The 25,892-nt window shown below is 53.8% G+C and carries 22 protein-coding genes; 14 read left to right on the top strand and 8 right to left on the bottom strand.

Annotated elements, in window-relative coordinates:
• Positions 1-218: 218 nt before the first annotated feature.
• Positions 219-1,022, bottom strand: a complete 804-nt coding sequence (locus AC1WNR_RS03915) for a ChaN family lipoprotein (protein WP_481643231.1) — start codon at positions 1,020-1,022, stop codon at positions 219-221.
• A gap of 43 nt (positions 1,023-1,065) precedes the next feature.
• The gene (locus AC1WNR_RS03920; protein ID WP_481643232.1) at positions 1,066-1,395 is read right to left on the bottom strand and encodes a hypothetical protein; all 330 of its coding nucleotides are present in this window, start codon (positions 1,393-1,395) and stop codon (positions 1,066-1,068) included.
• Positions 1,396-1,540: 145 nt separating this feature from the next.
• Between AC1WNR_RS03920 and parC the strand changes: the two genes are divergently transcribed.
• Positions 1,541-3,781 carry a DNA topoisomerase IV subunit A gene (gene parC / locus AC1WNR_RS03925; protein ID WP_481643233.1) on the top strand — a complete coding sequence of 747 codons (2,241 nt, stop codon included), beginning with the start codon at positions 1,541-1,543 and terminating at the stop codon, positions 3,779-3,781.
• Positions 3,782-3,954: 173 nt separating this feature from the next.
• On the opposite strand, the gene rfaH is transcribed toward parC, so the two are convergent.
• From rfaH to AC1WNR_RS03945, 4 genes are all read right to left on the bottom strand, one after another.
• Positions 3,955-4,464, bottom strand: coding sequence for a transcription/translation regulatory transformer protein RfaH (gene rfaH / locus AC1WNR_RS03930; protein WP_481643234.1), 510 nt, complete (start codon positions 4,462-4,464; stop codon positions 3,955-3,957).
• Position 4,465: 1 nt separating this feature from the next.
• Positions 4,466-6,241: a hypothetical protein gene (locus AC1WNR_RS03935; RefSeq protein ID WP_481643235.1), complete on the bottom strand. Its 1,776-nt coding sequence runs from the start codon at positions 6,239-6,241 to the stop codon at positions 4,466-4,468.
• Between the two features lie 88 nt (positions 6,242-6,329).
• Positions 6,330-9,434, bottom strand: coding sequence for an efflux RND transporter permease subunit (locus tag AC1WNR_RS03940; protein ID WP_481643236.1), 3,105 nt, complete (start codon positions 9,432-9,434; stop codon positions 6,330-6,332).
• Positions 9,431-10,543: an efflux RND transporter periplasmic adaptor subunit gene (locus AC1WNR_RS03945; RefSeq protein WP_481643237.1), complete on the bottom strand. Its 1,113-nt coding sequence runs from the start codon at positions 10,541-10,543 to the stop codon at positions 9,431-9,433. The genes AC1WNR_RS03940 and AC1WNR_RS03945 overlap by 4 nt, the downstream gene beginning before the upstream one ends.
• Before the next feature lie 195 nt (positions 10,544-10,738).
• Between AC1WNR_RS03945 and AC1WNR_RS03950 the strand changes: the two genes are divergently transcribed.
• The 13 genes from AC1WNR_RS03950 (at position 10,739) to AC1WNR_RS04010 (ending at position 22,449) form a co-directional block, all read left to right on the top strand.
• Complete coding sequence (locus tag AC1WNR_RS03950; protein WP_481643238.1) at positions 10,739-11,995, top strand: glutamate-5-semialdehyde dehydrogenase; 1,257 nt, start codon at positions 10,739-10,741, stop codon at positions 11,993-11,995.
• Positions 11,992-12,660: a nicotinate-nucleotide adenylyltransferase gene (gene nadD, locus AC1WNR_RS03955; RefSeq protein WP_481643239.1), complete on the top strand. Its 669-nt coding sequence runs from the start codon at positions 11,992-11,994 to the stop codon at positions 12,658-12,660. Before AC1WNR_RS03950 ends, nadD begins: the two co-directional genes overlap by 4 nt.
• Positions 12,632-13,003: a ribosome silencing factor gene (gene rsfS, locus AC1WNR_RS03960; RefSeq protein ID WP_481643240.1), complete on the top strand. Its 372-nt coding sequence runs from the start codon at positions 12,632-12,634 to the stop codon at positions 13,001-13,003. The genes nadD and rsfS overlap by 29 nt, the downstream gene beginning before the upstream one ends.
• Entirely contained in the window at positions 13,003-13,470 is a 468-nt protein-coding gene (gene rlmH, locus AC1WNR_RS03965; protein ID WP_481643241.1) for a 23S rRNA (pseudouridine(1915)-N(3))-methyltransferase RlmH, read from the top strand. Before rsfS ends, rlmH begins: the two co-directional genes overlap by 1 nt.
• A 5-nt stretch (positions 13,471-13,475) precedes the next feature.
• Positions 13,476-15,365 carry a penicillin-binding protein 2 gene (mrdA, locus tag AC1WNR_RS03970; RefSeq protein WP_481643242.1) on the top strand — a complete coding sequence of 630 codons (1,890 nt, stop codon included), beginning with the start codon at positions 13,476-13,478 and terminating at the stop codon, positions 15,363-15,365.
• The gene (gene rodA, locus AC1WNR_RS03975; RefSeq protein ID WP_481643243.1) at positions 15,365-16,501 is read left to right on the top strand and encodes a rod shape-determining protein RodA; all 1,137 of its coding nucleotides are present in this window, start codon (positions 15,365-15,367) and stop codon (positions 16,499-16,501) included. The genes mrdA and rodA overlap by 1 nt, the downstream gene beginning before the upstream one ends.
• Before the next feature lie 21 nt (positions 16,502-16,522).
• Entirely contained in the window at positions 16,523-17,518 is a 996-nt protein-coding gene (gene mltB, locus AC1WNR_RS03980; RefSeq protein ID WP_481643244.1) for a lytic murein transglycosylase B, read from the top strand.
• 23 nt (positions 17,519-17,541) lie between these two features.
• Positions 17,542-18,396, top strand: coding sequence for a septal ring lytic transglycosylase RlpA family protein (locus AC1WNR_RS03985; RefSeq protein ID WP_481643245.1), 855 nt, complete (start codon positions 17,542-17,544; stop codon positions 18,394-18,396).
• A gap of 65 nt (positions 18,397-18,461) precedes the next feature.
• The gene (locus AC1WNR_RS03990) at positions 18,462-19,610 is read left to right on the top strand and encodes a D-alanyl-D-alanine carboxypeptidase family protein (protein WP_481643246.1); all 1,149 of its coding nucleotides are present in this window, start codon (positions 18,462-18,464) and stop codon (positions 19,608-19,610) included.
• Positions 19,611-19,679: 69 nt separating this feature from the next.
• Positions 19,680-19,952, top strand: coding sequence for a YbeD family protein (locus tag AC1WNR_RS03995; RefSeq protein WP_481643247.1), 273 nt, complete (start codon positions 19,680-19,682; stop codon positions 19,950-19,952).
• The gene (lipB, locus tag AC1WNR_RS04000; protein ID WP_481643248.1) at positions 19,952-20,593 is read left to right on the top strand and encodes a lipoyl(octanoyl) transferase LipB; all 642 of its coding nucleotides are present in this window, start codon (positions 19,952-19,954) and stop codon (positions 20,591-20,593) included. The genes AC1WNR_RS03995 and lipB overlap by 1 nt, the downstream gene beginning before the upstream one ends.
• A gap of 3 nt (positions 20,594-20,596) precedes the next feature.
• Entirely contained in the window at positions 20,597-21,574 is a 978-nt protein-coding gene (gene lipA / locus AC1WNR_RS04005; RefSeq protein ID WP_481643249.1) for a lipoyl synthase, read from the top strand.
• Positions 21,574-22,449: an alpha/beta fold hydrolase gene (locus tag AC1WNR_RS04010; RefSeq protein ID WP_481643250.1), complete on the top strand. Its 876-nt coding sequence runs from the start codon at positions 21,574-21,576 to the stop codon at positions 22,447-22,449. The genes lipA and AC1WNR_RS04010 overlap by 1 nt, the downstream gene beginning before the upstream one ends.
• 34 nt (positions 22,450-22,483) lie before the next feature.
• On the opposite strand, the gene AC1WNR_RS04015 is transcribed toward AC1WNR_RS04010, so the two are convergent.
• Positions 22,484-24,658, bottom strand: a complete 2,175-nt coding sequence (locus AC1WNR_RS04015) for a TRAP transporter permease (RefSeq protein ID WP_481643251.1) — start codon at positions 24,656-24,658, stop codon at positions 22,484-22,486.
• Positions 24,659-24,738: 80 nt separating this feature from the next.
• On the bottom strand, positions 24,739-25,737 hold the full coding sequence (locus AC1WNR_RS04020) for a TAXI family TRAP transporter solute-binding subunit (protein WP_481643252.1): 999 nt from the start codon (positions 25,735-25,737) through the stop codon (positions 24,739-24,741).
• Between the last annotated feature and the right edge of the window lie 155 nt (positions 25,738-25,892).

The following is a 25,892-nucleotide window of genomic DNA, read 5'->3' on the forward strand; positions in this document are numbered from 1 at the left end:
AGGGATGTAAATCACGAAGCGATACATGGACGTCTTGAGCGGGTCTTAGGACATCTGCCGGTTGGGTTACCCAGAACTAAGCTAGTTCAGTTCGTTTCCAGGTATACCACCATCGTATCCGTTCACTACGGCATCGCCTCATCGTGCATCCATGCACCCGGCGATGTAGAACCGTCCAGGTTTTAAGCGGGTCTCAGGATAACTGGTGGCTGGGTTCGTTAGTTACAACCACTCTCATACTCTGTAGGCGGCGAAAATAGTATGAAGTCGGCTACCGGTGTATCGGCGTAACTATCCGGGTAATAGGCTTTTGGATCAGGGTTGTCGTTTGCGGCTACCAGTAAAAGGGTTCGTATATTGAGCTCTTCGGTCCAGTAGGGAATACCGATGTCATAGCGGGTATGAACTGTGCCTGCCAAAAGGATGTTTACGCCACTCTCGTCGGTATTGGCGATCATTGCCTCGCGCATACTGATATCGCGCGCATATTGCACTCTGAGCATGTTAGTTAACTGTGACTTAGGCATCTGACCACAGTGTCCCTCGTACAGAAGCTCAAGCATGAAATCCGTGTAGGCTGAGTCAGCTGGTACTTCTAGATCTTCATCAGCATAAGCAGCCATCTTCGATGAACGTGTTAGGTCTGTTGCGACAACCCGCTTTGCGTGTTTAAGACCGGCTGTTACGGGGCCCTCATACCACTCCCAGGGCCAGCCTCTGTGCCATTCGAGTTGCTCTGGCGTAACCTCTGCTGGATCGTTCTGGGCGCCATCCAGTAGTGGTTGTTGTTCAACGTTTGCCATCTCTAGTGCTAGTGTACCCATTTGACCACGATCAGCGAGCTGTTCGATGAAAAGGGTTTGAATACTATGGTGATCGACGTTTTCGTGGGTTTCCCCGAGAAAAAGCCAGCTTGCGGGTTCGAGTTGTTCGAAGAGAGCAGTTGGGGTTATGAAGGCTTCGGTGTTTAGGTCCCATATTCGGCCCGAGAACGGAGCCTCTGAGAGCTGATACTCCGACAACAGATCTGCGCGGACACCTCCGGATAACAGAAGCCCGCAGAGGCTAATTACCTTTGATGCTGATCGAATCGATATAGTCGCGTTGGATGACAGTCTCCAGTGCGTTTGCCGCTGCAACCAGTTCCTCAAAAGCTTCACGTTTCTGTTTTAACTCCGCTATTCGTTCAGGTTTGGGGGCTTCGTTGCTAGCCTCGTCACCGAAGGCTATCAAGGCTTCAACATAGTCGGCACGTGCATGAGCTACGGCAGTAATGATCGGCTGAAAGCGCTCGATTGTCATGGTATCGATACGCGGTTGTAGGATCTCGCGGTTTACATCGCGGCGTAATTTATCCAGTTCGAGCAAAAAGCGGTTTTGCGGTGCTTTCATCATAAGTCACCTCCAGTGCTTGGATCTCTTTTAACACTATAGTCCATCCCCGTAATTTAACCCTGATATGGCGGTGCATCGGGCGCCCCAAGCTGGCATACTTCAGCTATAAATTGATCCATGAATACCCGTATAAGGATGTGACTCTGTGGAGACTTTGATCGACGAAGGTACCGAAAAGCTCCCTCTCAGGGACTTTACCGAGAAGGCGTACCTCGACTACTCAATGTACGTAATACTGGACCGAGCGCTGCCTCACATTGGCGACGGCATGAAGCCAGTCCAGCGTCGTATTGTCTACGCTATGTCTGAGCTTGGACTTAAGGCGTCGGCGAAATACAAGAAGTCGGCTCGTACCGTTGGTGACGTGCTCGGTAAGTTTCACCCGCATGGTGACTCCGCCTGTTACGAAGCGATGGTGCTTATGGCGCAGTCGTTCAGTTACCGCTACCCGTTGATTGATGGTCAGGGTAACTGGGGCTCGCCGGATGATCCTAAATCGTTCGCGGCGATGCGTTATACCGAGTCACGCTTATCGAAGTATGCTGAGGTGCTACTTAAAGAGGTTGGACAGGGTACCGTTAACTGGACTCCTAACTTTGATGGCACGCTAGATGAGCCTGAAGTCCTGCCGGCACGTCTGCCGAACGTTCTGCTCAACGGCTCTACCGGTATTGCTGTGGGCATGGCAACCGATATCCTGCCGCACAACTTGCGTGAAGTCGCCAGTGCTTGTGTACATCTGCTGGATAACCCCAAAGCAGAGCTTAATGATCTATATCAGTTCGTAGCTGGACCAGATTTTCCGACTGAAGCGGAGATCATCACCCCGGCTACAGACCTGCACAAAATCTATGAGACCGGTCGCGGTTCAGTCAAAGCGCGTGCTATCTACACTAAGGAAGATGGCGAGGTGATAATCACTGCTCTTCCATATCAGGTGTCGGGCGCCAAGGTTTTGGAGCAGATCGCTGCCCAGATGCAGCAGAAGAAGCTGCCCATGGTGAGCGACCTACGCGATGAGTCGGATCACGAAAATCCAACTCGCCTCGTCATCGTGCCCCGCTCGAACCGTATCGACGTTGAGCAATTGATGGCCCACCTGTTTGCCACCACTGATCTTGAGCGTAGCTACCGCGTCAACCTCAATATGATCGGTATTGATGGTCGTCCTCAGGTCAAAGACCTGCGTCAGATTCTGACTGAGTGGCTCACTTGGCGTACGCAAGTCGTTCGCCGTCGCCTTGAACATCGTCTGCAGAAGGTCATTGATCGCCTGCATATTCTTGATGGTTTGATTATCGCCTACCTCAATATTGATGAGGTGATTGCGATTATTCGAAACGAGGATGAGCCTAAAGCGGTCATGATGGAGCGGTTCGGCCTCACACCGGTGCAGGCTGACGCTATTCTCGACCTTAAACTGCGCCACCTGGCGAAGCTTGAAGAGTTCCAGATCCGCTCTGAGCAGTCTGAACTCGACGAGGAGCGCAAAAAGCTAGAAGCGACACTGGGCTCTGATCGCCTGATGCGTAAGCTGATCAAGCAAGAGATTGAAGAGACCGCTGAGGAGTTTGGTGATGAGCGTCGCTCCCCACTGGTAGAGCGCGGGGAGTCTCAGGCCTTCAGTGAGAAAGATCTTCTTACATCGGATCCCGTTACTGTTGTCCTATCCAAGCAGGGTTGGATTCGTGCCGCTAAAGGTCACGATATCGATCCAACGGCTCTGAACTATAAGGCGGGGGATGGTTATCATATCTCACATGCTGGGCGTATGAATCAGCCGACTCTGCTGTTTGATAGCACCGGACGCAGCTATACGCTTGAAACACACACCCTCCCATCTGCACGTGGTCAGGGCGAACCGGTCACCGGTAGCATCAGTTTGCAGAAAGGTACGAGCCTCGAGGCGATGGTAGCCGGTAAGGACTCCGACCAAGTGCTGCTAGCCTCGGATGCAGGTTATGGTTTTGTAACCAAGATTGCGGATCTGACCAGTAAGACGAAGAACGGTAAAGCTGTTCTGACCCTGCCGAAGGGATCTAATGTTGTGACGCCGGCCCGTATCGAAAGTGCTGAGACGGGTTTAATTGCCGCTGTGACGACTGAAGGGCGTATGCTGGTGTTCCCCGTCAGCGAACTGCCTGTGCTCGCTCGCGGTAAGGGCAATAAGATCATCAATATTCCATCTGCGCGTGCGGCGACACGAGAGGAGTTGATGGTCGCCTTGATTGTTATCGAGGAGGGGCAGACGTTGTTGGTGCACTCCGGTAAGCAGTATCTGAAGATGTCTGCTGCGGATCTAGAGCACTATCGTGGTGAGCGTGGGCGACGGGGTAATAAGTTGCCGAGAGGTTATCAGCGGGTTAGTCATCTTTCCGTTGAATAGGACTAGCTAGTTTTAGATAAGGCCCTGATAGCTTTTAGTTATTGGGGTCTTTTGGTTTAGACACCTTTGATAGCGTCCCCGCCCGCGGGGTGGTTTCGCAGACTGTCCTTTACAGCGAAAATACAACATAGGCCTTTCCACTCCAGGAACAAGCTTCAGTCACAGGAGATCGTTCATAGCTGACTACAGGTTGATGAGGGTTTGGCTTCGAGTTTGTCGAGGTCGATGGAGAGGCGTTGCCATTTGCCTAGGAGTTCTAGTAGGAGGAAGGCGCGTTGTTCGCCGTCGTAGCCTTGGAATATTGCTTGGAGGCCTTTGAACGGGCCGTCAGTTATGCTGACAGGGGTGTCCGCGGTGAATTCGGACTCGGCGCTCTGCCCTTTGAGCTGGGCGCGGATGTTGGCGATGGCGTCAGCAGGGACTATCGCTGGGGTATCGCCGAAGCGGACGACTTTGGCGACACCGCGGGTTGAGCGGATAGGGCGCCAGTTGCTCTCTTCTGTCGATAGATAGATAAATAGGTAGCCGGGGAAGAGCGGCTCTAGTTTCTCAGTGCGTTTACCACGGACGATCTTTTCGACACTGATTTCGGGTAGATAGGTGTTGAACTCCTGGTTTTCGAGCTCTTGCTGGGCCTTTTTCGCCTGCCCAGGTTTGGCTTGGATCAGATACCAGTGATACATGCTACTGCCCGGGCTGTTCACTCGAGCCAGCTTGTTTACGCTGGTTAGCGCGGTCGGCTAGCTTGGCCAGCAGGTAGCGTGCTTGCTTCTCGAGCAGTGCTTGATGTCGCCGTTCGACGCTGTTGATGAGGACCTTGTCCTCGTCCTCACGGCGCACATCCGCCTGTGTCAGCAGAGTGGATTTCAGCTCCGGCGCTTCACTCAGTGCAGTATGGCTAATCACGGCACCGCTTTTGGTTGAGCGTGTCAGGAAACGCGCTTCATCAAGCATATGGCCGAAGCGATCGAGCTGACCGCGCACCACAGCGATATGCACATTCAGTAATGGGAGGTTCTGCTTCGAGCGGCTCTGATTGTATGAGCGGTAGAGCAGGTTAAACAGCAGCGCCGAACAGAGTGCGTTCACCCCGTGTGAGTCATCGCTCTTAGGAATCTCAAACCGGATTAGCAGGTCATCACCGAGTGCCTCCACTTTGCCGTAGTAGATGCGTGCAACCGAGTTTGCCAACGTACGGTAGGTACGGCGGATCTGACTGAGCTCTTCGCTGTCCAGATTAGGTGAGTGTGCGCTGGTGGTATCGATCAGGATGAGGTAGCCCGCATTATCTGGAGAGAGTATGAGGTCCAGCTCCTGCTCGAGGCTGTACAGGTCGAGTTGCTCTTCGTTGATGATCGGCAACCTCTTCGAGCGAGGCGGCGTATTCATTGGTACGGGGATTGAAATCTCCAGCTCCTCGGACTCAGGCTCCTCAGAATCGCCCTCATTAACCGGCTGCATTTGTGAGGGTTTGAATTTTGGCATGGACTCAGCGTTATGTTCCGGTTTTAGCAGCCCAACTAGATCAACCTGGTCATCATCTTGACTCTGCGGTAGCTGTGATTTGACAACGGGAACTCTCGCCGGCTCGGGTGCTTTAAGTGTTGCAGAGACATCTAGTGGCTCGTCACCCTCATCGATACCGTCACTCATATCGAGCAAATTAAAACTCGGCTCGATCTTATCTTGCTCCGAAACTAGATCTTCAAAAGAGACAGGTGCATCAGGCTCCTCATCTGATTCAGGGCTACTGAGCTCAGCCTGTTGCGTCTGATAGGTGTGTTCGTCAGTTTCCGATTCGGTTGTGTCACCTGAGCTTAAGCCAGCACCGGACGCCTCACTCTGCGATGCATAGTCGTCGCTGTCGGTCTCCTGCTCCACAGCTTCGCTATCATAAATTGGAGCCAGCTCCTCTTCGAAGCTCGCCTCATCTTCGTCCTCGTCAAAACCAGGGGTTGCAGGCGTGTAGCGGTAGACCAGCCCAGCAACGACGAGAGCAAACAGTAGCGCGATTCCGACATAGAGCAGTTGGGTCTTGAGTAGGCTAATAGCCGGTAGTGGATCGATCCAGAGTGTTAGCTCGCCGAGAAACTCATCATTTGGGCGAATCTCGCGTGTGAGTTTCAATTCAGCAGGCTCGCCAGCAACGGCCAGAGCGAGATTCTGAGGATCCGTCAAACGAATGCCGCGCAGTGTGGGATCGTCGACTAGCTGGTTAACTATAAAGTTAAGACTGACGCGGTCGTCAGAGATCATCAGGGGTGTGACAAGCGTCTCAACCGAGTTGGCCAAACGCTGCGCCTGAACTTCAACCTGTTCTGTCGCTTGAGACTTCGCCAGAAACAGCAGTACGCCGAGGGCAGCAGCCATTAGCAGGCAGAGTGAGACAGCTGCAGCGATAACGGGGCGGGTGCGTGATCCCGCACTCAGATGATCGTTTATGGCCTGTGGGGAAAACATCCTGTCGGTCTAACTCTGCACAGCAATAAAGTAGACGCCATGATACCAGCGCCGTGCGCTACAGGCGAACCCTTTGCCCGTTAGTAACTCACGGTTTATCCGATACGTTGAACCCTGACTGTTGCTCATCCAGTTGCCGGCTTATTTGCTGCGGTGAACGGGTGTGGCGTGCCATCAGATTATAAGTCAGCGGGGTTACAATCAGCGTCAGAAACGTTGCGACAGCGATTCCTGAAAAGACCACGATACCGATTGACTGACGGCTCTCTGCACCAGCACCACTGGCCAGTATCAGTGGTAGAGCGCCGAGAATCGTTGTCAGTGCTGTCATTAAGATTGGTCGCAGACGACGCTCGGAAGCCTGAATAATGGCCTGTTCGAACTCCAGGCCCCGGTCACGCAGCTGATTAGCGAATTCGACAATCAGTATGCCATTCTTGGAGACCAACCCAATCAGCATAATCAGGGCTAGCTGGCTGTAGATGTTCAAACTGTCGCCGGTGTAGAGGATCCCCAAGAGTCCCCCAGCCAGTCCCAGAGGTACGGTCAGCATGACGATCAATGGGTTAATAAAACTCTCAAACTGCGCCGCCAAAACGAGGTATACCACAACCAAGGCAAAAATAAACACGAGTTCAATTGATCCACTGTCACGTTTGTAGTCGAGCGATTCCCCCTGATAGTCGATCACCGCTTCGGCCGGCAGAAGTTGAGCTGCGAGTGAATCGAGATAGTCTATCGCCTCACCCAGTGTATAACCTTCAGCCAATCCACCGCTGATGGTAATTGTGCGTGTGCGGTTATAGTGCGGTAGGCGCGCGGCCTCACCGACGGTGCGAAAGCTCACCAGATTCGCCAGCGGCACTAGCTCCCCGGTTGTAGATGATCGAATCAGTAAACGAGAGAGATCGTCAGGATTGGTAAGTTGCTCCTCAAGCCCTTTTATCCAGACATCATACTGGCGTCCGCGCTCCATAAACTGGCTCACGGCTTGTCCCGCTAGCATCAACTCCAACGTATCGCCGAGTGTTTGCGCTGAGACACCCAGCGCCGCTGCTTTCTCCCGATCGAAGTCCGCTTTTATCTGCGGCTGATTGCGTTCGAAGTCGATCTCTAGATCACGCAACCCCTCATTCTCCTCGGCCCGATCCATGATGAGCGCAGCCCACTCCTCCAGCTGAGCATAGTCGGCACCGCCAATGACAAATTCAACCGGTGTGCGCGAACCCGCACGTATTGCTGAGCGCAGGATAGGGATAACGTTTACGTCAGGTATGTTGGTGAAAAGCCGACGCATCCCGCCCACAAGCTCACTTGCATGCGTGTCGCGCTGATCCCAGGGCTTGAGTCCAAGAATCATAAATCCTGAGTTATCCCCTTGCGTCCCCCAGCCCGGTGAGCGAAGTAGAGTGCTTTCAACACCATTTTTCTCGAGCCAGGGCGCTAACTTACGCTCGACCTCTAGCATCGATTTCTGCATCGCTTGAGCGCTTGCACCCTCTTGGCCGCGCACCAGTACGAAGATTGAACCGCGGTCTTCTGTCGGCATAAGGGTCTTCGGTATCTGTTGCCATGCCTGCCAAATACCCCAGAAACAGGCGCCGATCAGTAGTATTGCCAGCCAACGGTGATGTAGCGCATGTCCCAGCAGCCAACCATAACCGCGTTCTACGGGATGAAGTAGGCGTGAGACGCCGCCCTCGGGGTTCGCTGAGTTGTGCTGTTTGAGGAGCTTAGAACAGAGTGCAGGTGCGAGTGTTAGCGCCACGACGCTGGAGAAGATCACTGCTGCAGTCAGAGTGATTGCGTACTCGCGGAAGAACTGCCCGACGGTGCCCGGCAGAAAAACGATGGGAACAAAGGTGGCGACGAGCACTAAGGTAGTCGCAACGACCGCGAAGCCGACCTCCCGGATTCCATCCCACGCCGCCAGAAGGGGCGGTTTGCCTTGGTCTAGATGGTGGTGAATATTTTCGACAACGACGATGGTGTCATCCACAACCAAGCCTATCGCCAAAACCATCGCCAACAGCGTGAGCAGATTGATAGAGAAGTCGAAACCAAGAATCGCCAGACACGCAGCGATAAGGGATATAGGAACAGTCACCGCTGGAATCAATGTGGCCCGGATATCACCGAGAAATATTAGTATGACCAGGATGACCAAGCCAGCAGCAATCGCGAGTGTGGTGTAGACCTCTGAAATAGCGCTCTTTATGAAGGTGGATACATCATAGGAAGTACGAAGCTCAGTGCCTTCCGGCAGGAAGGGTCGCAACGCCTCAATTTCCACTTTAACGCCGTCAATAACGGTAAGTGGATTGGCGTTCGAGATCGGCTCAATGCCTAAAGCGATGACCTCCTCACCGTCCGCCCGGAACATTTCGTCAGTGTCCAGCGCACCGGTACTGATCTCAGCGATATCACCCAGGCGCACCAGTGGGCCTGGAGCCTGACGGATAACCAGTGAGCGGAATTCGGCGACGCTGTTGTAGCTGCGTGGTATCTGAATTTGCAAAGTACGCTGCGGGCCAGTGAGTTCGCCACCGCGCAACTCAAGGTTTTCGCGCTTGATCGCACTGGCGACCTCTTGAGGCGTGATGCCAAGCGCATTGAGGCGGTCAATGTTTAGCTCGATGCGCAGCACGTAGTCCCGCGCGCCCAAAATCTGCACGGCGCTGACACCATCAACGCGCTCAAGACGCTCTTTGAGCGTGCGTTGCGCATAGTCGGTCAGCTGCACACCATCCAGGCGATCTGAACTTGCGATGATATAGAGGATCAGGTCCCCCCTGGCACCGCTCTTGGATACTGTGGGTGCTGATACCTCATCGGGCAGTGTGCGAGCAGCACGAGCCACGGCTTCACGGACATCGTTAGCCGCATCATCGATGCTGCGTGTTGTTTCAAAGGTGATAGAGATACGCGAGGTGTTGCGTGCGCTAGTGGATTCGATAAAGCGAACGCCTTGGATACCCGAGAGTCGCTCTTCGATCGGTGTGGTTACCCGTAACTCCACCACCTCGGGTGATGCGCCGATATAGCTCGTTGATATGTTTACCTGTGGGCGTGATACGTCAGGATACTCGCGTAGTGGCAAGTTCATCCAAGCGAGCAGGCCGAAAACAACCAATAGTAGACTGATTACCACCGCAAAGACCGGGCGGCGGACCGAAAGTTCACTGAGAATCATGACTTTGGTCTCTGGCGTTGGCCACCTTGGTACTCACCCCCTTGCCCCTTGGCTTTTTCGCCACCACGTGCGTTCTCTGCTGGCTCATCGCCCAAGACTTTCACAGGGCGATTGGGCTTCGCTTTAACTAGACCGCGATCAACGATACGGTCGCCAATAGTGAGCCCGTCTACGACCTCGACCCATTCACTGGTCTCTTGGCCTAGTTGGATCACAGTTGGCTTGGCTTTGGACTCTGAGTCGAGCCGCAAAACGGTTGTTCGATCTCCCTCGTGGATTAGTGTACGCGCCGGTACCACCAATTTCTCCGAGCCATCATCGACTCGCAGGCTGACGCTCACACGCATCCCAGGTAGGAGTAGGCCATTGCTGTTATCTACTAACGCCTGCACGCTGAGGGTTGCGCGCTGTGCGTTCATGCGGGCCTCGATTAATGAGATTTCCCCGATGAAACGTTGCTCAGACCAAGCTGCGCTCTCTAGCTCCACCTCTCTGCCGAGTTCAATAAAGCGCAGGAAACGCTCCGGTATATCAAAATTCACTTTTAACTTTGACGTGTCGTCTAGGGTTGTGAACGGTTCGTTGGTGGTAATCCAGCCACCCTCTACCCAATCGAAATTGCCCAGCACGCCTGAAAAGGGCGCCAACAGCTCATAGCGTTCCAGCGCCAAGCGGGCGATACGCAGGTTGGCCTCTAGTCCGCTAACCTCGGCAGACTGTATATCGACCTTCTCAGCCGCTCCAGCGGCCTTTTTCATGAGCGAGCGTTGCCGTTCCAGTTGCTGGCGCGCCAAACTCAGTTGGCTCTCTAAGCGCTGGATTTCGGCTTGGGCTGAGCGCGAATCAATACTCAGCAGTGGTGTTCCTGCCACCAGACGCTCCCCTGCGCTTACGTGTAGCTTCGAAACTCTACCGCTCACCTCAGTTCGAAGCTCTGCCTGCTGGTTAGCAACTAGGGTTCCGGTGCTGATATAGGTTTGTGGCATTTCTGCCTGTTTGACCTCATATGCAGTCACGGCTGGCGGTGGTCGTTTGGGGCGCTCAGCAGCTAGCGTTGGGGTGAGCTGAGAGGCCAAAATTAGAGCGGTAATCAGGTTGGGCGAGCGCATATTGTTACAGCACCATCTAGGAGTGTTAGTAACGCGAACTATTTCACGCTTTCAGAAAATTTCCTAGCGCATCATCTACGATGATTTCGATGAAATTAGATTTAGCTTAATTCGCATTCTCAGTGGGTTGGCGGTGGGTTATCGTGCGCGCTCAGGCTATAATGGCGCGATTAACTCCACCTTGGTGAAGAACGGATGAATATCGCTGAATACATGCAGGATTTAGGTGCCAAAGCACGCCAGGCGTCACGCGTTATGGCGGCAGCGAGCACTGAGAAAAAAAACCGCGCTCTGCTGGCTATGGCAGAGGCCATAGATACTAGCCGTGATGCGCTAGCAAAAGCCAATGCAGTTGATTTAGAGAAGGGCGCAGCCAACGGGCTAGATGCTGCAATGCTAGATCGTTTGGAGCTGACCCCTGCGCGTATCGACGGCATGATCGAAGGGCTGCGTCAGGTCGCGGCACTGCCGGATCCGGTCGGCGACGTCAGTGATATGCGATACATGCCGTCCGGTATTCAACTCGGCAAAATGCGCGTGCCTCTGGGTGTCATTGGCATCATTTACGAGTCGCGTCCAAATGTGACGGTCGAGGCGGCAAGCCTCTGTCTGAAGTCCGGTAACGCGACGATTCTTCGTGGTGGCTCGGAAGCGATTGAGTCAAACCAGGCGATTGCAGCCTGTGTCACTGCAGGGCTCAAAGCTGCAGGTCTGCCGGAAGCAGGCGTACAGGTTGTTGAGACTACCGATCGTGCCGCTGTGGGCTCGCTGATTACGATGTCTGAGTACGTAGACGTAATTGTTCCGCGTGGTGGCAAGGGGTTGATCGAGCGCATCAGCAATGAGGCACGCGTGCCGGTTATCAAGCACCTCGATGGTATCTGTCATGTTTACATCGATGCTGAGGCTGATATGGCTAAAGCGGTAAATATCGCTATTAACGCTAAGACTCATCGTTACGGCACCTGTAACACCATGGAGACTCTGTTGGTACATGAAGCCGTAGCGCAAGAGGCGCTGTCAGAGCTCTCGACGGCCTACAATAGCGCCGGTGTCGAGCTGCGCGGCTGTGATAAGACTCAGGCGATTCTTGGCGGTGTGAAAGCGGCGACTGAGGAAGATTGGGCGACTGAATACCTGGCGCCGATCCTGTCGATCAAAGTGGTCAGCGGAATCGATGAGGCGATTAGCCATATCAACACCTATGGCTCCCACCACACCGATGCAATCATTACCGAAAATTACACCTTGTCGCGCAAGTTCTTGCGTGAGGTTGATTCAAGCTCGGTGATGGTGAACGCGTCGACTCGATTCGCTGATGGGTTCGAATATGGCTTGGGTGCAGAGATTGGTATCTCCACCGACAAGATTCACGCGCGCGGTCCTGTTGGTCTTGAGGGGCTGACATCACAGAAATACATCGTCTTCGGTGAGGGGCAGGTTCGTCGTTGATTGAGCAGTTACCGGCGCGGGTGATCTTCGGTGGTACCTTTGATCCGGTGCATCACGGTCACCTGCGCTCCGCGCTGGAGCTTACCGAGGCGCTTGAGGTCAATCAGGTTGACCTAATTCCGTCGCGAGATCCTGTGCATCGATCTGGTACTGATGCTCCGGCATTTGATCGCTTGCAGATGCTTGAGCGGGCGACGGCTTCTGAGCCGCGCTTAGTGATTAACCGGATCGAATTGGACGCGGAGCGTGAGAGTTACACCCTCTTTACGTTGCAGGAGCTGCGTGCTCAGATCGGAGCTGACACTGCATTGATTCTGGTGGTCGGTATGGATGCTTTTCAGAGCCTCGAGAGCTGGAAAGGCTGGCAGTCGCTACTTGATTACGCCCATCTACTGGTGCTCAAACGGCCCGGTTATCAGCCCCATTTTAGCGACCGACTTCACGGCCTCTATCAGCAGCACTCAGTACCTCTGCTTGAGGAGTTACGTCAGAGTCCTGCCGGAAAAATTTGCCTATTTGAGCAGACGCCTGTCGAGGTCTCGGCAACGCAGGTGCGTAAACTAATTGCGGCGGGGGCGAGCCCCCGCTATCTGATTCCAGACTCAGTCTGGGATTACATTCAGGAAAAAGAGCTTTATGGATTCCAAAGAACAGAAACAGACTGAACAGCAAGACCAGCAGTTGATCGCCCTAATTGAGGGTGCGCTGGAGGATATGAAAGCAAAAGATATGATCACTATTGATGTGCGTGGCCGTTCGACGGTAACCGACTACATGATGGTTGCGAGCGGTACATCAAAGCGCCACGTCGCTTCTGTTGCTCAGGAGGTTCTGGATAAACTCAAAGCCCAGGGCATTCTGCCCATCGGGGTCGAAGGGCAGGATGTGGGTGAATGGGTACTCGTGGATGTGGGTTCGGTTATCGTCCACGTGATGATGCCGGATGCGCGAGACTTCTACGATATCGAACGTCTCTGGTCGGTTGCTAGTGAGAACCGCAACGACTAATGCGTATTCGTCTTCTCGCCGTCGGCACTAAGATGCCCGCTTGGGTAACCAGCGGCTATCAGGAGTATGCCAAACGCCTACCGCAAGACTTCCAGCTCGAACTGGTTGAGCTTGCGGTTGGTCACCGCGGGAAGGGTGCTGATATGGCGCGCGCAATTCGCTCTGAGGGTGATGCGATGTTGGCAGCGATCCCTAAGGGAGACAAAGTGATCGCGCTCTGTGTCGACGGCAAAAACTGGTCAACCGAGAAGCTGTCGCAGCAGGCGGAAGAGTGGCGTATGGATGGCCACAATCTCACGCTGCTAGTTGGCGGTCCTGACGGTCTTGATCCACGTTGTGTTGCTGTGGCGGATCAACGCTGGTCCCTGTCAGCGTTAACCTTGCCTCATCCGCTGGTTCGTATAGTCTTGGCAGAACAGCTCTACCGTGCGTGGACGCTGCTGCAGGGACACCCATATCATAAGTGAGACCGATGGAATCGAAGCGTTTTAACGACTACTCCAAAGAGAATAGCTTCTTCGCGAGTCGTGCTGTTATCGCCTTTGTTTTCGTGTTGGTTTTGATGGTCGTACTGGTCAGTCGAATCTACTTCCTTCAGGTAGTGGAGCACGAGCGTTTCACCGCAATATCTGAGCGCAACCGTATACAGCTTCAACCTGTGGCACCGCGTCGCGGCCTGATTTACGACCGCAACGGCCAGCTCCTGGCAGATAACCGCCCCAACTTCAGCTTAACGCTTCTAAAAGAGGAGCTAGGGGACCTCGATCAGACGCTGTCTCAGCTCGGTGAGATTGTTGAGTTGAGTGAAGATGAGATCAAACGTTTTAAGCGCCGCCTCAACCAACGTCGACGTCCATTTGAAACGGTGCCACTCAAATTTCGCCTAACCCAAGAGGAGATCGCCAAGATCTCGATTGAGTTCCATCGTCTCTCAGGAGTTCAAGTTGAAGCAGATCTAGTGCGTGCCTACCCGCAGGGACCTGCTTTAGCCCACGCGCTGGGCTATGTCGGTCGAATCAACGAGCGTGAACTGCAACAGGTTGATGCGAACCAATACGCGGCCACACACTACATCGGCAAACTTGGGGTCGAGCGTTACTACGAGTCGCTGCTGCATGGTGAAGTGGGTTGGCGCAAGGTAGAGACCGATGTGCGTGGCCGAGTGCTGCAGACATTGGAGCAGCAGGATCCGGCTCCCGGTGTCGATATCCAGGTGAGTTTGGATGTGAATTTGCAAAAGTTCACGGCCGAGCTGATTGATGGCAAGCGCGCCGCCGTTGTTGCGATTGAACCGAGCACTGGTGAGATCCTTGCGCTAGTTAGCAATCCCGCCTACGACCCTAACGAATTTGTCACCGGTATATCGGTTGCCGACTATAACGCGCTGCGTGAAGATCGTGATCTGCCACTCTATAACCGAGCCATTCGCGGGCTGTATCCACCCGGCTCGACGCTCAAGCCGTTCACGGCGTTGGCGGCGATCGATTCGGGCAGTGTGCCTCTCGACCACAAGGTCTGGGATCCTGGTTTCTACCAGTTGAGTGTCGGCGGCCGCAAGTATCGTGACTGGAAACGTGGCGGCCACGGCCGCGTTGATCTTAACCATGCCCTCGCTGAGTCCTGCGACGTCTGGTTCTACGATATTGCCACTAAAACCGATATCGATATCTTCTCTGACTATCTCGGTCGATTTGGTTTCGGCGCAGTGACCAGCCTCGACCTGCCGGAGGCGGGTGCTGCGATCTTGCCATCTGATGAGTGGAAACGTGGTCGCGAAAAACAGCCCTGGTACCCCGGCGACTCTCTTAATCTGAGTATTGGTCAGGGCTTTATGATCGCGACACCGCTGCAACTGGCGACTGCTACTGCGGTATTGGCCAATCGCGGAAAGTGGGTGCGCCCACAGATGCTCAAACGAGTGGTTGCTGAGAACGGTCTAGATGAGGTGCAACAGGAGCTGCTGGCGCAGTTAGAAGCCAAACCAACCCCGGCAGATGTAAAGCTCAATCGCGAAGCGAACTGGGGCGAAGTGATTCAGGGGATGATTGATGTAGTTCATTCGAGCTACGGTACGGCGAAGAGGGCCGGTGCAGATGCAGAGTATCTGATGGCGGGTAAGACGGGTACAGCGCAGGTAGTCGGTATCGCTCAGGAAGAGGAGTACGATTCAGAAGCACTCTCAGAGCGTAATCGTGACCACGCACTTTTTGTCGCTTTTGCACCGGCTGATGATCCTAAGATTGCTGTCGCCGTTGTCGTTGAAAATGGTGAGGGTGGCTCACGCGCTGCGGCACCAGTTGCACGCGAGGTGATCGATGCCTGGCTGCTGAATGATTACGATAACGGGCTGAGGGATGACTAATGGTACGCGGTGATTTTCAACGCTCGATGGATGCCCAAACGTTGCGCCGTCCCGCGGGATTGTGGAGCTACACACACCTGGATGCGCCACTACTGCTGTTATTGCTGGCGCTCTGTGGGTACGGCCTTTTTGTGTTGTACAGTGCCTCTGGTCAGGATATGGCCTACGTCACGCGCCAGGCGATTCGCATGGGCGCGGGTTTTCTGGCGCTGCTTTTACTCGCACAGGTGCCTCCGCGTGTCCTGATGCGGCTAGGTCCTTGGATCTATCTGGCGGGTGTGGCGTTACTTGTGGCGGTATTGCTTTTCGGTGTGGGTGCAAAAGGTGCCCAGCGCTGGATTGCACTCCCCGGATTCCGATTCCAGCCCTCTGAACTGATGAAGTTGGCACTACCGATCATGATCGCAGGTTATCTCGCGCGTCATCCGCTACCGCCGAGTTTTCGCTCCATCTTCACATCCCTGGTGCTTATCGGTGTCCCCTTTGCACTGATTATGAAACAGCCCGATCTGGGAACCTCGCTGTTGATTGGCGCCTCCGGTATCTTCGTTCTACTTTTCTCCGGTATCTACTGGCGCTGGATTTTTCTAGCTTTCGGTATCGGTGCCGCCTCGCTACCGGGGCTGTGGATGATCATGAAGGATTACCAAAAACAGCGCGTGCTAACCTTCCTAGATCCAGAGAGCGATCCGCTGGGCGCGGGCTGGAATATTATTCAATCCAAGACGGCGATCGGATCGGGCGGCCTTTCGGGTAAGGGGTATCTCGAGGGTACTCAGTCGCAACTTAACTTCCTGCCAGAGTCGCACACCGATTTCATCATCGCGGTGATTGGCGAAGAGCTCGGAATGACTGGCGTGCTAGTGCTGCTGGCGCTGTATATGCTGATTATCGGGCGCGGATTGATTATCGCAGTGCAGGCACAGGACTCCTTCTCGCGTCTGCTTGCCGGCAGTATCACCCTGACCTTTTTTGTCTATGTCTTCGTAAATATCGGTATGGTGACTGGGCTACTGCCAGTGGTTGGCGTACCGCTACCGATGGTAAGTTATGGTGGTACTTCAATAGTGACGTTGATGGTCGGATTTGGCATGCTGATGTCTATTCAGACTCACCGACAGATGGTTCGACGTTAGCGAACTTATAGGGACTCAATAATGGCAAGGTTGGCAAAGCTGTTTACTCTGGTACAAGGCGCAATTCTGACGAGTGCTGCAGCGCTGGCGCTCCCTGCTCAGGCCGGTTACGAGGATCATCCTGATGCCGGAAAACTGATCTCTGAGCTTGAAGCTGATGGCTTCGAACCCGCCTACGTGCGCTCTGTATTGGCGAAAGCTGAGCGTAAGCAGTCCATTCTTGATGCTATCAGCCGTCCAGCAGAAAAACGTCTGGACTGGGGCGAGTACAGGGCCATTTTTATCGAGCCCAAACGTATTGCTCAGGGCGTTGAATTCTGGAAAGAGCATCGTACGACGCTGGAGCGCGCCCAACAGACCTATGGTGTGCCCCCCGAGATCATACTTGCGATCATGGGCGTTGAGACACGCTTTGGGCGGATCACCGGTAATTACCGAGTGCTAGATGCGCTGGCGACCTTAGGGTTTGATTTCCCGCGTCGTGCAGAATTCTTCCGCGGACAGTTAGCTGATTATTTCCGCCTGGTGCGTGCTGAGGGCGTTGACCCTGAATCACTAAAGGGCTCCTACGCGGGTGCTATGGGTTACGGGCAGTTCATCCCCTCGAGCTTCCTCGCTTACGCAGTCGACTTTGACGGCGATGGTCACAAAGATATTTGGGATAACCCGACGGATGCGATCGGTAGTATCGCCAACTACTTCGCCAAGCATAATTGGCGTGAGGGCGAGCCGGTGATTGCCAGCCCCGTTTTTGATGACGCCAATGTCGAGGATCTGGTCAATCAAGATCTTAAGCCTGAACTGACCCTGTTAGAGTGGAGCGAGAAGGGCGTGACCCCACGCGAGGCCCTCAATGGCGAGATGAAAGCGACGCTAATGCGCCTGAGCAGTGGTGAGAAAAATGAGTACGTTCTGGGTCTCCACAACTTCTACGTCATTACCCGTTACAATCACAGCCGCCTTTATGCTGGCGCGGTCTATGAACTGAGTCAGCTCTACGCTGAACAAATTAGATAGAACCAGAGGTGTCGACTACTGTTATGCGTATGTTAATCAATTCTCTGGTTTGTGCCCTCCTTCTGGCAGGCTGCTCCTCCGGGCCTGAGCCTAAATACGAGAGTGACCCGCGCTACACGATGAAACAGGATAAGGCGCCAGTTAATCCGCCTGATGTATCCAACGTGCCAGATGCTGTGCCAGTTGATGTCGCCTATAGTCGGGGCGGTAACAAACCGGAGTATCAGGTCTGGGGTAAAACCTACCGCGTGCTTGATACCCATATCGGCTACAAGGAGCAGGGTATCGCCTCCTGGTACGGTCTGAAGTTCCACGGTCACAAAACCTCGAATGGCGAGATCTACGATATCTATAAAATGTCGGCGGCACATAAAAGCTTGCCTATCCCAAGTTATGCTCGGGTTACCAATCTTGATAACGGCAAGAGTGTCATCGTCCGCGTCAATGACCGCGGGCCATTCCACGAGGATCGCTTGATTGATCTGAGCTACTCAGCTGCTTCACGCCTGGAGATCACTCAAAAAGGAACGGGGCGTGTGCTTGTTGAGGCAATTGATGCTCGCGGTTCTCAAGCACCGCAGGTTGCACAGCAACCGGTGGCCGAGCCCGTTGCTGAACCGAGCTTTCGTGAGGCGGCTGGCAAATTCCTGCAAGTTGGGGCTTTCGGTAATGCCGATAATGCCGAGCGGGCGCAGCTGCGGTTGGCGAGCCTTAGTGGCGAAAACGTGACGGTGGTGCCGATAGAGCGCGGTGGTCGGCAGTTGCATCGGGTTTTGGTGGGGCCGTTGAGTGCCGGTATCTCGGTCGATGGCCTCATTGATCGCTTAGTAGATGCAGGTTATTCATCGCCGATCCTGATAAACTCTCCTCAGAACTGAGTAGGAACCGACTAGAAATCGATTAACTGAATCAACCTTGCTCAAAGCTTGACGACAGGACACCCATGTTTGCCTCTTTACGTACACTGTTTTTTGCCTTTTTCGCGCTGGTCTCACTGCAACTCCATGCCGCACTGGTCCCAGCACCACCGCAGCTTGCTGCAACCGCTTATCTGGCGATGGATGCCGTAACTGGCGATATTCTGGTTGAGTCGGGTGCCGATGGTCGTTTTGCACCGGCAAGTCTGACCAAAATGATGACCAGCTACATTGTTGAGCACGAGATCGCAGAGGGTAACGTCGCCGAGACGGATCTAGTACCGATCAGCGTTAAAGCTTGGAAGACTCCGGGCTCACGTATGTTTGTGCGTGAAGGTACACAGGTATTGCTGGGTGACCTGCTGCGTGGAGTGATCATTCAGTCGGGTAATGATGCTTCGGTTGCCTTAGCCGAGTACATTGCAGGTAGTGAAGAGGCCTTTGCCGATCTGATGAACCAACATGCGCGGCGGTTGGGTCTGAAGAATACCAACTTTGAGAACGCGACGGGCCTGCCTGCTGATAATCACTACTCATCGCCACGAGATCTGGCATTGATCGCCCGTGCACTGATTCAGGATTTTCCTGATCAGTACGCAATCTACGCGGAGAAGTACTTCACCTACAACGATATCAAACAGCCTAACCGTAACCGCCTGTTATGGCGTGACTCCACCGTTGATGGGGTAAAGACGGGGCACACCGAAGAGGCGGGCTTCTGTCTGGTTGCTTCAGCGCTGCGTGATGATATGCGCGTGATTTCGGTTGTGCTTGGAACAACCAGTGATGAGGCCCGTGCCGCAGAGAGTCAGAAGCTGCTCTCGTACGCATTCCGTTTCTTCCGAACCTTTCCGCTCTATAAAGCAGGCGATGCGCTGAACACGGCTGAAATCTGGAAAGGCTCCACTGACCAGGTCGGTTTGGGGCTAGCAGAAGATTTGGCCGTCACCATTCCCCGAGGCAAAGAGGACCAGCTCGCGGCGGTACTTGATCTACCGAATATAATCGAAGCGCCGTTAGCTCAGGGTCAGCAGGTAGGTAGCTTGAAAGTGAGCTTGGCTGGCGAAATGCTGCGGGAAGTGCCGCTGGTTAGCTTGCAGCCTGTCGCCGAAGCCGATTTCGTCACTAAGATTTGGCATTCAATTGTGCTCTTCTTCAAAGGCCTGTTTGACTAGCAGCGTTACTGGTTGAAGTTGCGGTCACCAGAACCCATATAGAGTTCTCATAAAGACGTTGAGGTGAGTATGAGCGAGCCACAAGCTCCAAAAATCGAGTTCCCATGTCCTGATTACAAGATCACCGTGGTGGGAAATAATGCTGACGACTTTCGCAGCTACGTAATTCAGACCGTGCAGAAATATGATCACGATCTTGATCTGACTAAAGTTAACGAGCAGCCCAGCCGTACCGGTAAGTACCTCTCTGTGCGCCTGTTTATCACCGCAACAGGTGAAGAGCAGCTCGATAGAATGCACAAAGACCTGAAATCCTCAGGCCGCGTGCACACCGTTCTCTAATGCCAACTCCGATCGTTCGCTTTCTCGGCAGCCAGCCCTACCAATCGACGTTTGAGCGTATGCAAGCGTTCACCAATGAGCGCACAGCCGACACACCTGATGAGGTCTGGGTGCTCGAGCATGAGCCCGTCTTTACTCAGGGACAAGCAGGGAAAGAGGAGCACCTTCTAAATCCCGGCGATATTCCTGTTGTACAGGTCGACCGAGGTGGTCAGGTTACCTATCACGGACCGGGCCAATTAGTGATCTACTTGCTGTTGGATCTCAAGCGCAACAGTCTGGGTGTTCGCGATCTAGTCACCCTGATGGAGGAGGCTGTGGTGGAGCTGTTAGCCTCTCAAGGCGTTGAAGCCGCTCCTAAGCCTGATGCCCCAGGTGTCTATGTTGAGGGTCGCAAGATCTGCTCGCTGGGGCTGCGCGTACGTCGTGGATGTAGCTTTCACGGGCTGGCGCTCAATATCGATATGGACCTTGAGCCGTTCTTGCGCATAAACCCTTGTGGCTACGCTGGGCTTGAGATGACGCAGTTAGCGCAACTCACCGATAAGGTCGAAATTTCTCAAGTAGCGAAACAGCTTGTGGCGATTCTGAGTCGCAGAATTGGGTATAATGGCGCCCAAGAATTGAATGGATGGGAATAACCAATGGCAGAACACAGCAGTAAACCGGTCGGTGTAGCAGAGCAGGGCGTCAAGTTACGTGGCGCAGAGAAGCTTGCACGTATTCCGGTTAAGGTTATTCCGACTGCCAAAGAGGATATGCCACGTAAGCCTGACTGGCTGCGCGTGCGCATGGGCAACAACGCGGAAGTTAAACGCATCAAAGAGAAGCTGCGTCATCACAAATTGGCCAGTGTCTGTGAAGAGGCTAGCTGCCCTAACCTAGGTGAGTGTTTTAGTCACGGTACTGCCACCTTCATGATTATGGGTGATATCTGCACCCGTCGCTGCCCATTCTGTGATGTCGCCCACGGTCGCCCGAATGCGCTCTCCCCTGACGAGCCGCGCGAACTAGCCGAAGCGATCACCGATATGGGGCTTAAATATGTCGTTATCACATCGGTAGACCGTGACGATCTGCGTGATGGCGGTGCCCAACACTTCGCTGACTGTATTCGTGAGACACGCGAGCGTAGCGACACTATTCAGATTGAAACACTGGTGCCTGACTTCCGTGGTCGCATGGATATCGCACTGGAGATTCTCACGCAGACTCCGCCTGATGTGTTTAACCACAATATGGAGACAGTACCGCGTCTCTACAAGCAGGTGCGCCCGGGCGCTGATTACGCGTGGTCACTTGAGTTGCTCAAACGCTTCAAAGCAGCACGCCCTGAGATTCGCACCAAATCCGGACTAATGGTGGGTTGTGGCGAGACCAACGAAGAGATTATCGAAGTGATGCACGATATGCGTGCGCACGATATCGATATGATCACCATTGGCCAGTACCTGCAGCCCAGCCGTGATCACCTGCCGGTAGATCGCTTTGTCACTCCGGAGGAGTTCAAAGAGTTCGAAACCATCGCCAAAAAGCTAGGCTTTAGCCACGTAGCCAGCGGCCCGCTGGTTCGCTCCTCTTACCACGCAGACCTGCAAGCTAAAGGCGAGAAGGTCGGCTAATGTTGTTCGGGCCGCAGTTCCAACTCTCTCAAGTTGAGACTAGCGGCGCTCGTATTAACTACCGTCAAGGCGGCGAAGGGCCTCCGCTGCTGCTGATTCACGGCTACCCGCAGTCACATGTGATGTGGCACTTAGTCGCTCCAACCCTGGCGCAGCACTTTCATGTTATCTGTCCCGACCTGCGCGGCTACGGCGATAGCTCTAAGCCGGACGGCGTAGAGGACCACTCAAACTACTCTAAGCGTGCGATGGCGCAAGACTTGGTTGAGCTGATGCAGTCGCTCGGCTATAGCCAGTTCAATGTCGCGGGTCATGATCGCGGCGCTCGTGTAACGCATCGTATGATGCTGGACCATCCGCAAGCTGTCCTTAAAGGGTGCGTGATGGATATAGCACCCACTCACCATATGTTCAGCCACACCGATCAAGCCTTTGCTACAGGCTATTACCATTGGTTCTTTCTGATTCAGCCTGGTGGTTTACCGGAGCGCATGATTAGCCAAGATCCAGAGTACTTTCTCAAAGAGAAGTTGCGCCGCTGGGCAGCGGCGGGTGCGCGGTTTAGTTATGAAGCCGTGGATGAGTATCTGCGCTGCTTTGAGGACCCCGATACAATCCACGCCTCGTGTGAAGATTACCGCGCGGCTGCGTCGATCGATATGCAGCATGATGAAGCCGATATGGACGTTAAAGTGCAGGCGCCGCTGCTGGTTTTGTGGGGTTCGAAGGGGTTTGTGAATCGCACCTACGATGTGCTGGATGTATGGCGCGAGCGCGCAGAGAACGTGACTGGCCGAGCCGTTGAATCAGGCCATTTCCTGCCCGAAGAGACGCCCGCAGAAGTCACCGACGAACTCCTAAAATTCTTTCTGTAGGTCGTGTCTCGACACGGCGATTCATATCAAAATGTTATGACGCTTTTTGATGGCGTGAGCTTAGGACCACGACAGCGACAATCAGCAAAGCACCCACAATGTTTGCGACCCAGTGCAGCGGCCAGAAAGAGCCAATAACGCCCCCTATAATCAGCGGCCAGTACCAGAGTTTCAAAGGTCCCTCGGCGTAGTTCTGAATTGTTACATTTAATCCATAGATACCAAAGAGCGCAAAGAATCCGAGCTGACAGATCTCCATCCAGTTCCCGCTAATTAACGGTGTGTAGGCAAACATCAGGGGCACTATGTAGAGGCCTTTAGCCAGTTTCCAAGCCTGAAAACCGGTCGCCATTGGGGGGGATTTCGCGATACCCGCTGCCGTGAATGCCGCTAGACAGACAGGCGGTGTGACGTTTGAGTCCTGACTGAGCCAAAAGATAATCAGGTGCGCGATCAGTAGGAAGGTGGTCAGCGTCTCGGTATCGACCAGCAGTGGGCGTAGAGTGACGGCGACTTCGAACGGAATCGCTGCCATAAGTTGCACCGCCTCGTCATAGGTTAAACCGCTACTGAGCTTGGCCACCAGTGGACTGTCCACCAGTGAGAACATCGCTAATTGCATCGGGTCGCTAATACCTGCAACCAGAAGATCAATAATGACGGTGTCTGCCAGAATACCTGCCAGTGCAGGCGCACAAAGAATTGCCAGAATGATGTAAGCCGCAGTCACCGGGAGCCCCATACCGAGCACCAGTGAAGCCAAAGCGATTAAGAGAATGGCAATAACGACTGAGCCCTGAGACCACTGCGCAATCATGAGGGAAAACCCATTACCAATACCGCTAGTAACGATGGCGTTGTTCATGATACCGATCGCGACTAAGAGCACACCGGTCATAATGGAGGCGGCCATACCCAGCATGAAGGCATTCGCGATTCGCTTGGGTGTCATTACATTGGTTGCCAGCTGTTTTATACCAGTCACTTTAGCGGCGATGTAGGAGCCCCAGGAGACGAGTATCAGAGTCGCAATTGCCCAGCAGGCGGCAAAGCTCGGGGTAACGCCAGACAAGAGCAGCACGATCATAACGGTCAACGGCAGAATAAAGACCAGCCCGCCCGAAACAATTTTGGCTTTGTCGATGGTCATATCGACCCCCTCGCCTACATTGTATTTAATCGCTTCAATACGCACGATGAAGGCGACAGAGAGGAAGTATAGAATCGCCGGTATCACTGAGACGGCAACAATATCTGCATAAGGTATGGCCGTGTAGCTCGCCATTACAAAGGCGCCGGCTCCCATGATGGGTGGCATAATTTGGCCACCCGTTGAGGCAGCTGCTTCAACACCTCCAGCAAAGCGGCCGCGGAAGCCGTTGGATTTCATCAGTGGGATGGTAATAACACCGGTTGAGGCGGTGTTGGCAATCGCGGATCCGCTAATCGTGCCAGTCAGTGCAGAGGAGATCACCGCGACAAAACCGGTCCCACCGCGAATACGTCCAGCAACGACTTTGGAAACCTCTATGACGAAGTCGCTGGCGCCTGAAGCGACGAGGAAACCCCCAAAGACCATAAATAGCGTTATGCTAGATGAAGAGATCAAGGCCAAGATGCCAAACATCCCCTCATCGTTGTATAGGGAGCGGAAGAGTACATCACTGAGTGGCAAGCTTGCAGCGCGGAAAACTCCAGGCAGATGCTCACCCAAGAACAGAATATACGCCAGAGAAAGCAGAATTAGGATCGGTATGACCCATCCCGAGACTCGACGAGAGAGGTCGATTGCTGCGAATAGCAGAAAGAGTCCGGCAATCCAATCGCCCAAGTTAAACTGCCATGATTGGCCGGTTACTGAGAGCGTCTCTTCATAAATACGATCAACAGAGCTGGCGACCCATATACACGCGGCAACTATCAGTAGGCCGTAAACTAGGTCAGCGATGAGCGCGGACTGACTTCTAGACTGTCGCTGAAAACCGGTGTGTACCACACTGGCTAGCAGCGCGAAGCCGCCAAAGTGAATTGCGTTTTGCCAGATGGTCTGTTCGTTGATAAACAGACTGGTAGCGATGTGCCATAAGCCGAAAAGAACAGCGAACACTGCAACCGACCACTCGACTGGTGTTCGTTCAGATCCGTCTAGATCCAGCAGATACTCACGTGTAACTCTGGAGTTAACTACAGGCTTATCCAGTTCGCTCATCGCTGGCTCCTTAGCGCGAGAAATATACAAACAAGGGTCGATCCGTCTGAACGGACCGACCCCGGACTAGAGCGGCTTAGTTACTTCGCGATCAGACGATCAGGAATATTTAGGCCCATCTCTTTGTAGTAGCGCGCTGCACCTGGGTGCAGTGGAGCTGGCAGACCCGCAATTGCGGAATCAATATTCATCGCCTTAGTAGCAGGGTGAATCGCCTGCAGGAAGCCGAGGTTTTCGTACATAGTTTTAGTCAGTTTGTAGACATCTTCCTCAGGTACGGATGCGTTAACCGCTAGGAAGTTTGGCTGCGCTACGGTGCTGATATCGGCAGTCTGGCCTGGGTAAGTGCCAGCTTTGATGGTGTACGGCGTCCACAGATCACGACCGCCATCCATCTTAGCCTGCTCGTCGGTAGTCACATTCAGGATAGTGAATTTGCCTTCGTTAGAGGCCATCAGCTTGGTTACTGCACCTGTAGGAATACCCGAAGGGATACCTGCACCTACGATTTGACCGTTTGCTAGCGCGTCAGCGGTTGGACCGTAGCCACCATACATCAACTCGTAATCCGCCTCTGCATCAACGCCCAGTCCAGAGAGCAGCACTTTATTGGAACCCAAGGTGCCTGAGTTCTTCGCGCCCATACCCATGCCGGAACCCTTAGCTGCAACCATATCCGCCATGGTGCCGCTGCTCACTTTGTCATTCGCGAGGATGAACTGCTCCACGTTCTGCCATAGCATGGTTACCGAACGCAGGTTCTCTTGTGGTGCTGTGACTGGGCCTGTCCCAGTTACCGCGTATGAACCATACAGACCCTGTAAGATGGCGAAGTCTGCAGTACCAGCGCCGAGTGCCTGTACGTTAGCGCCAGAGCCGGCAGAGTTCACTGCTGTCAGGCTGAACTTCTCTTTGGGTAGCAGTTTGATTTTAGAGAGTGTTGAGATCGCTGTACCAACCGGGTGGTAAGTACCGCCGGTAGAGGCGGTGTTGAGGACGTAGTCGCGATCTTCTGCTTGCACGCCGAAGGCCGCGGCCGCGAGCATCATTCCACTTACGAGTTTGGTGATTTTTTTCATTAGTAGGACACCTCTGTATCGTGTTTTTTGTAGTTGTAATGGTCCGGCTAGGCCGGGTTTTGCAATACAATTTGGTTACGCCAGTTCGAACCGATTAGATTCGTACTGGTTTTGTAGCACAGCCAAAGATCAGATCAAACAGAAACCGTCCCGCA

The sequence above is a fragment of the Marinobacterium marisflavi genome, from assembly GCF_982447095.1.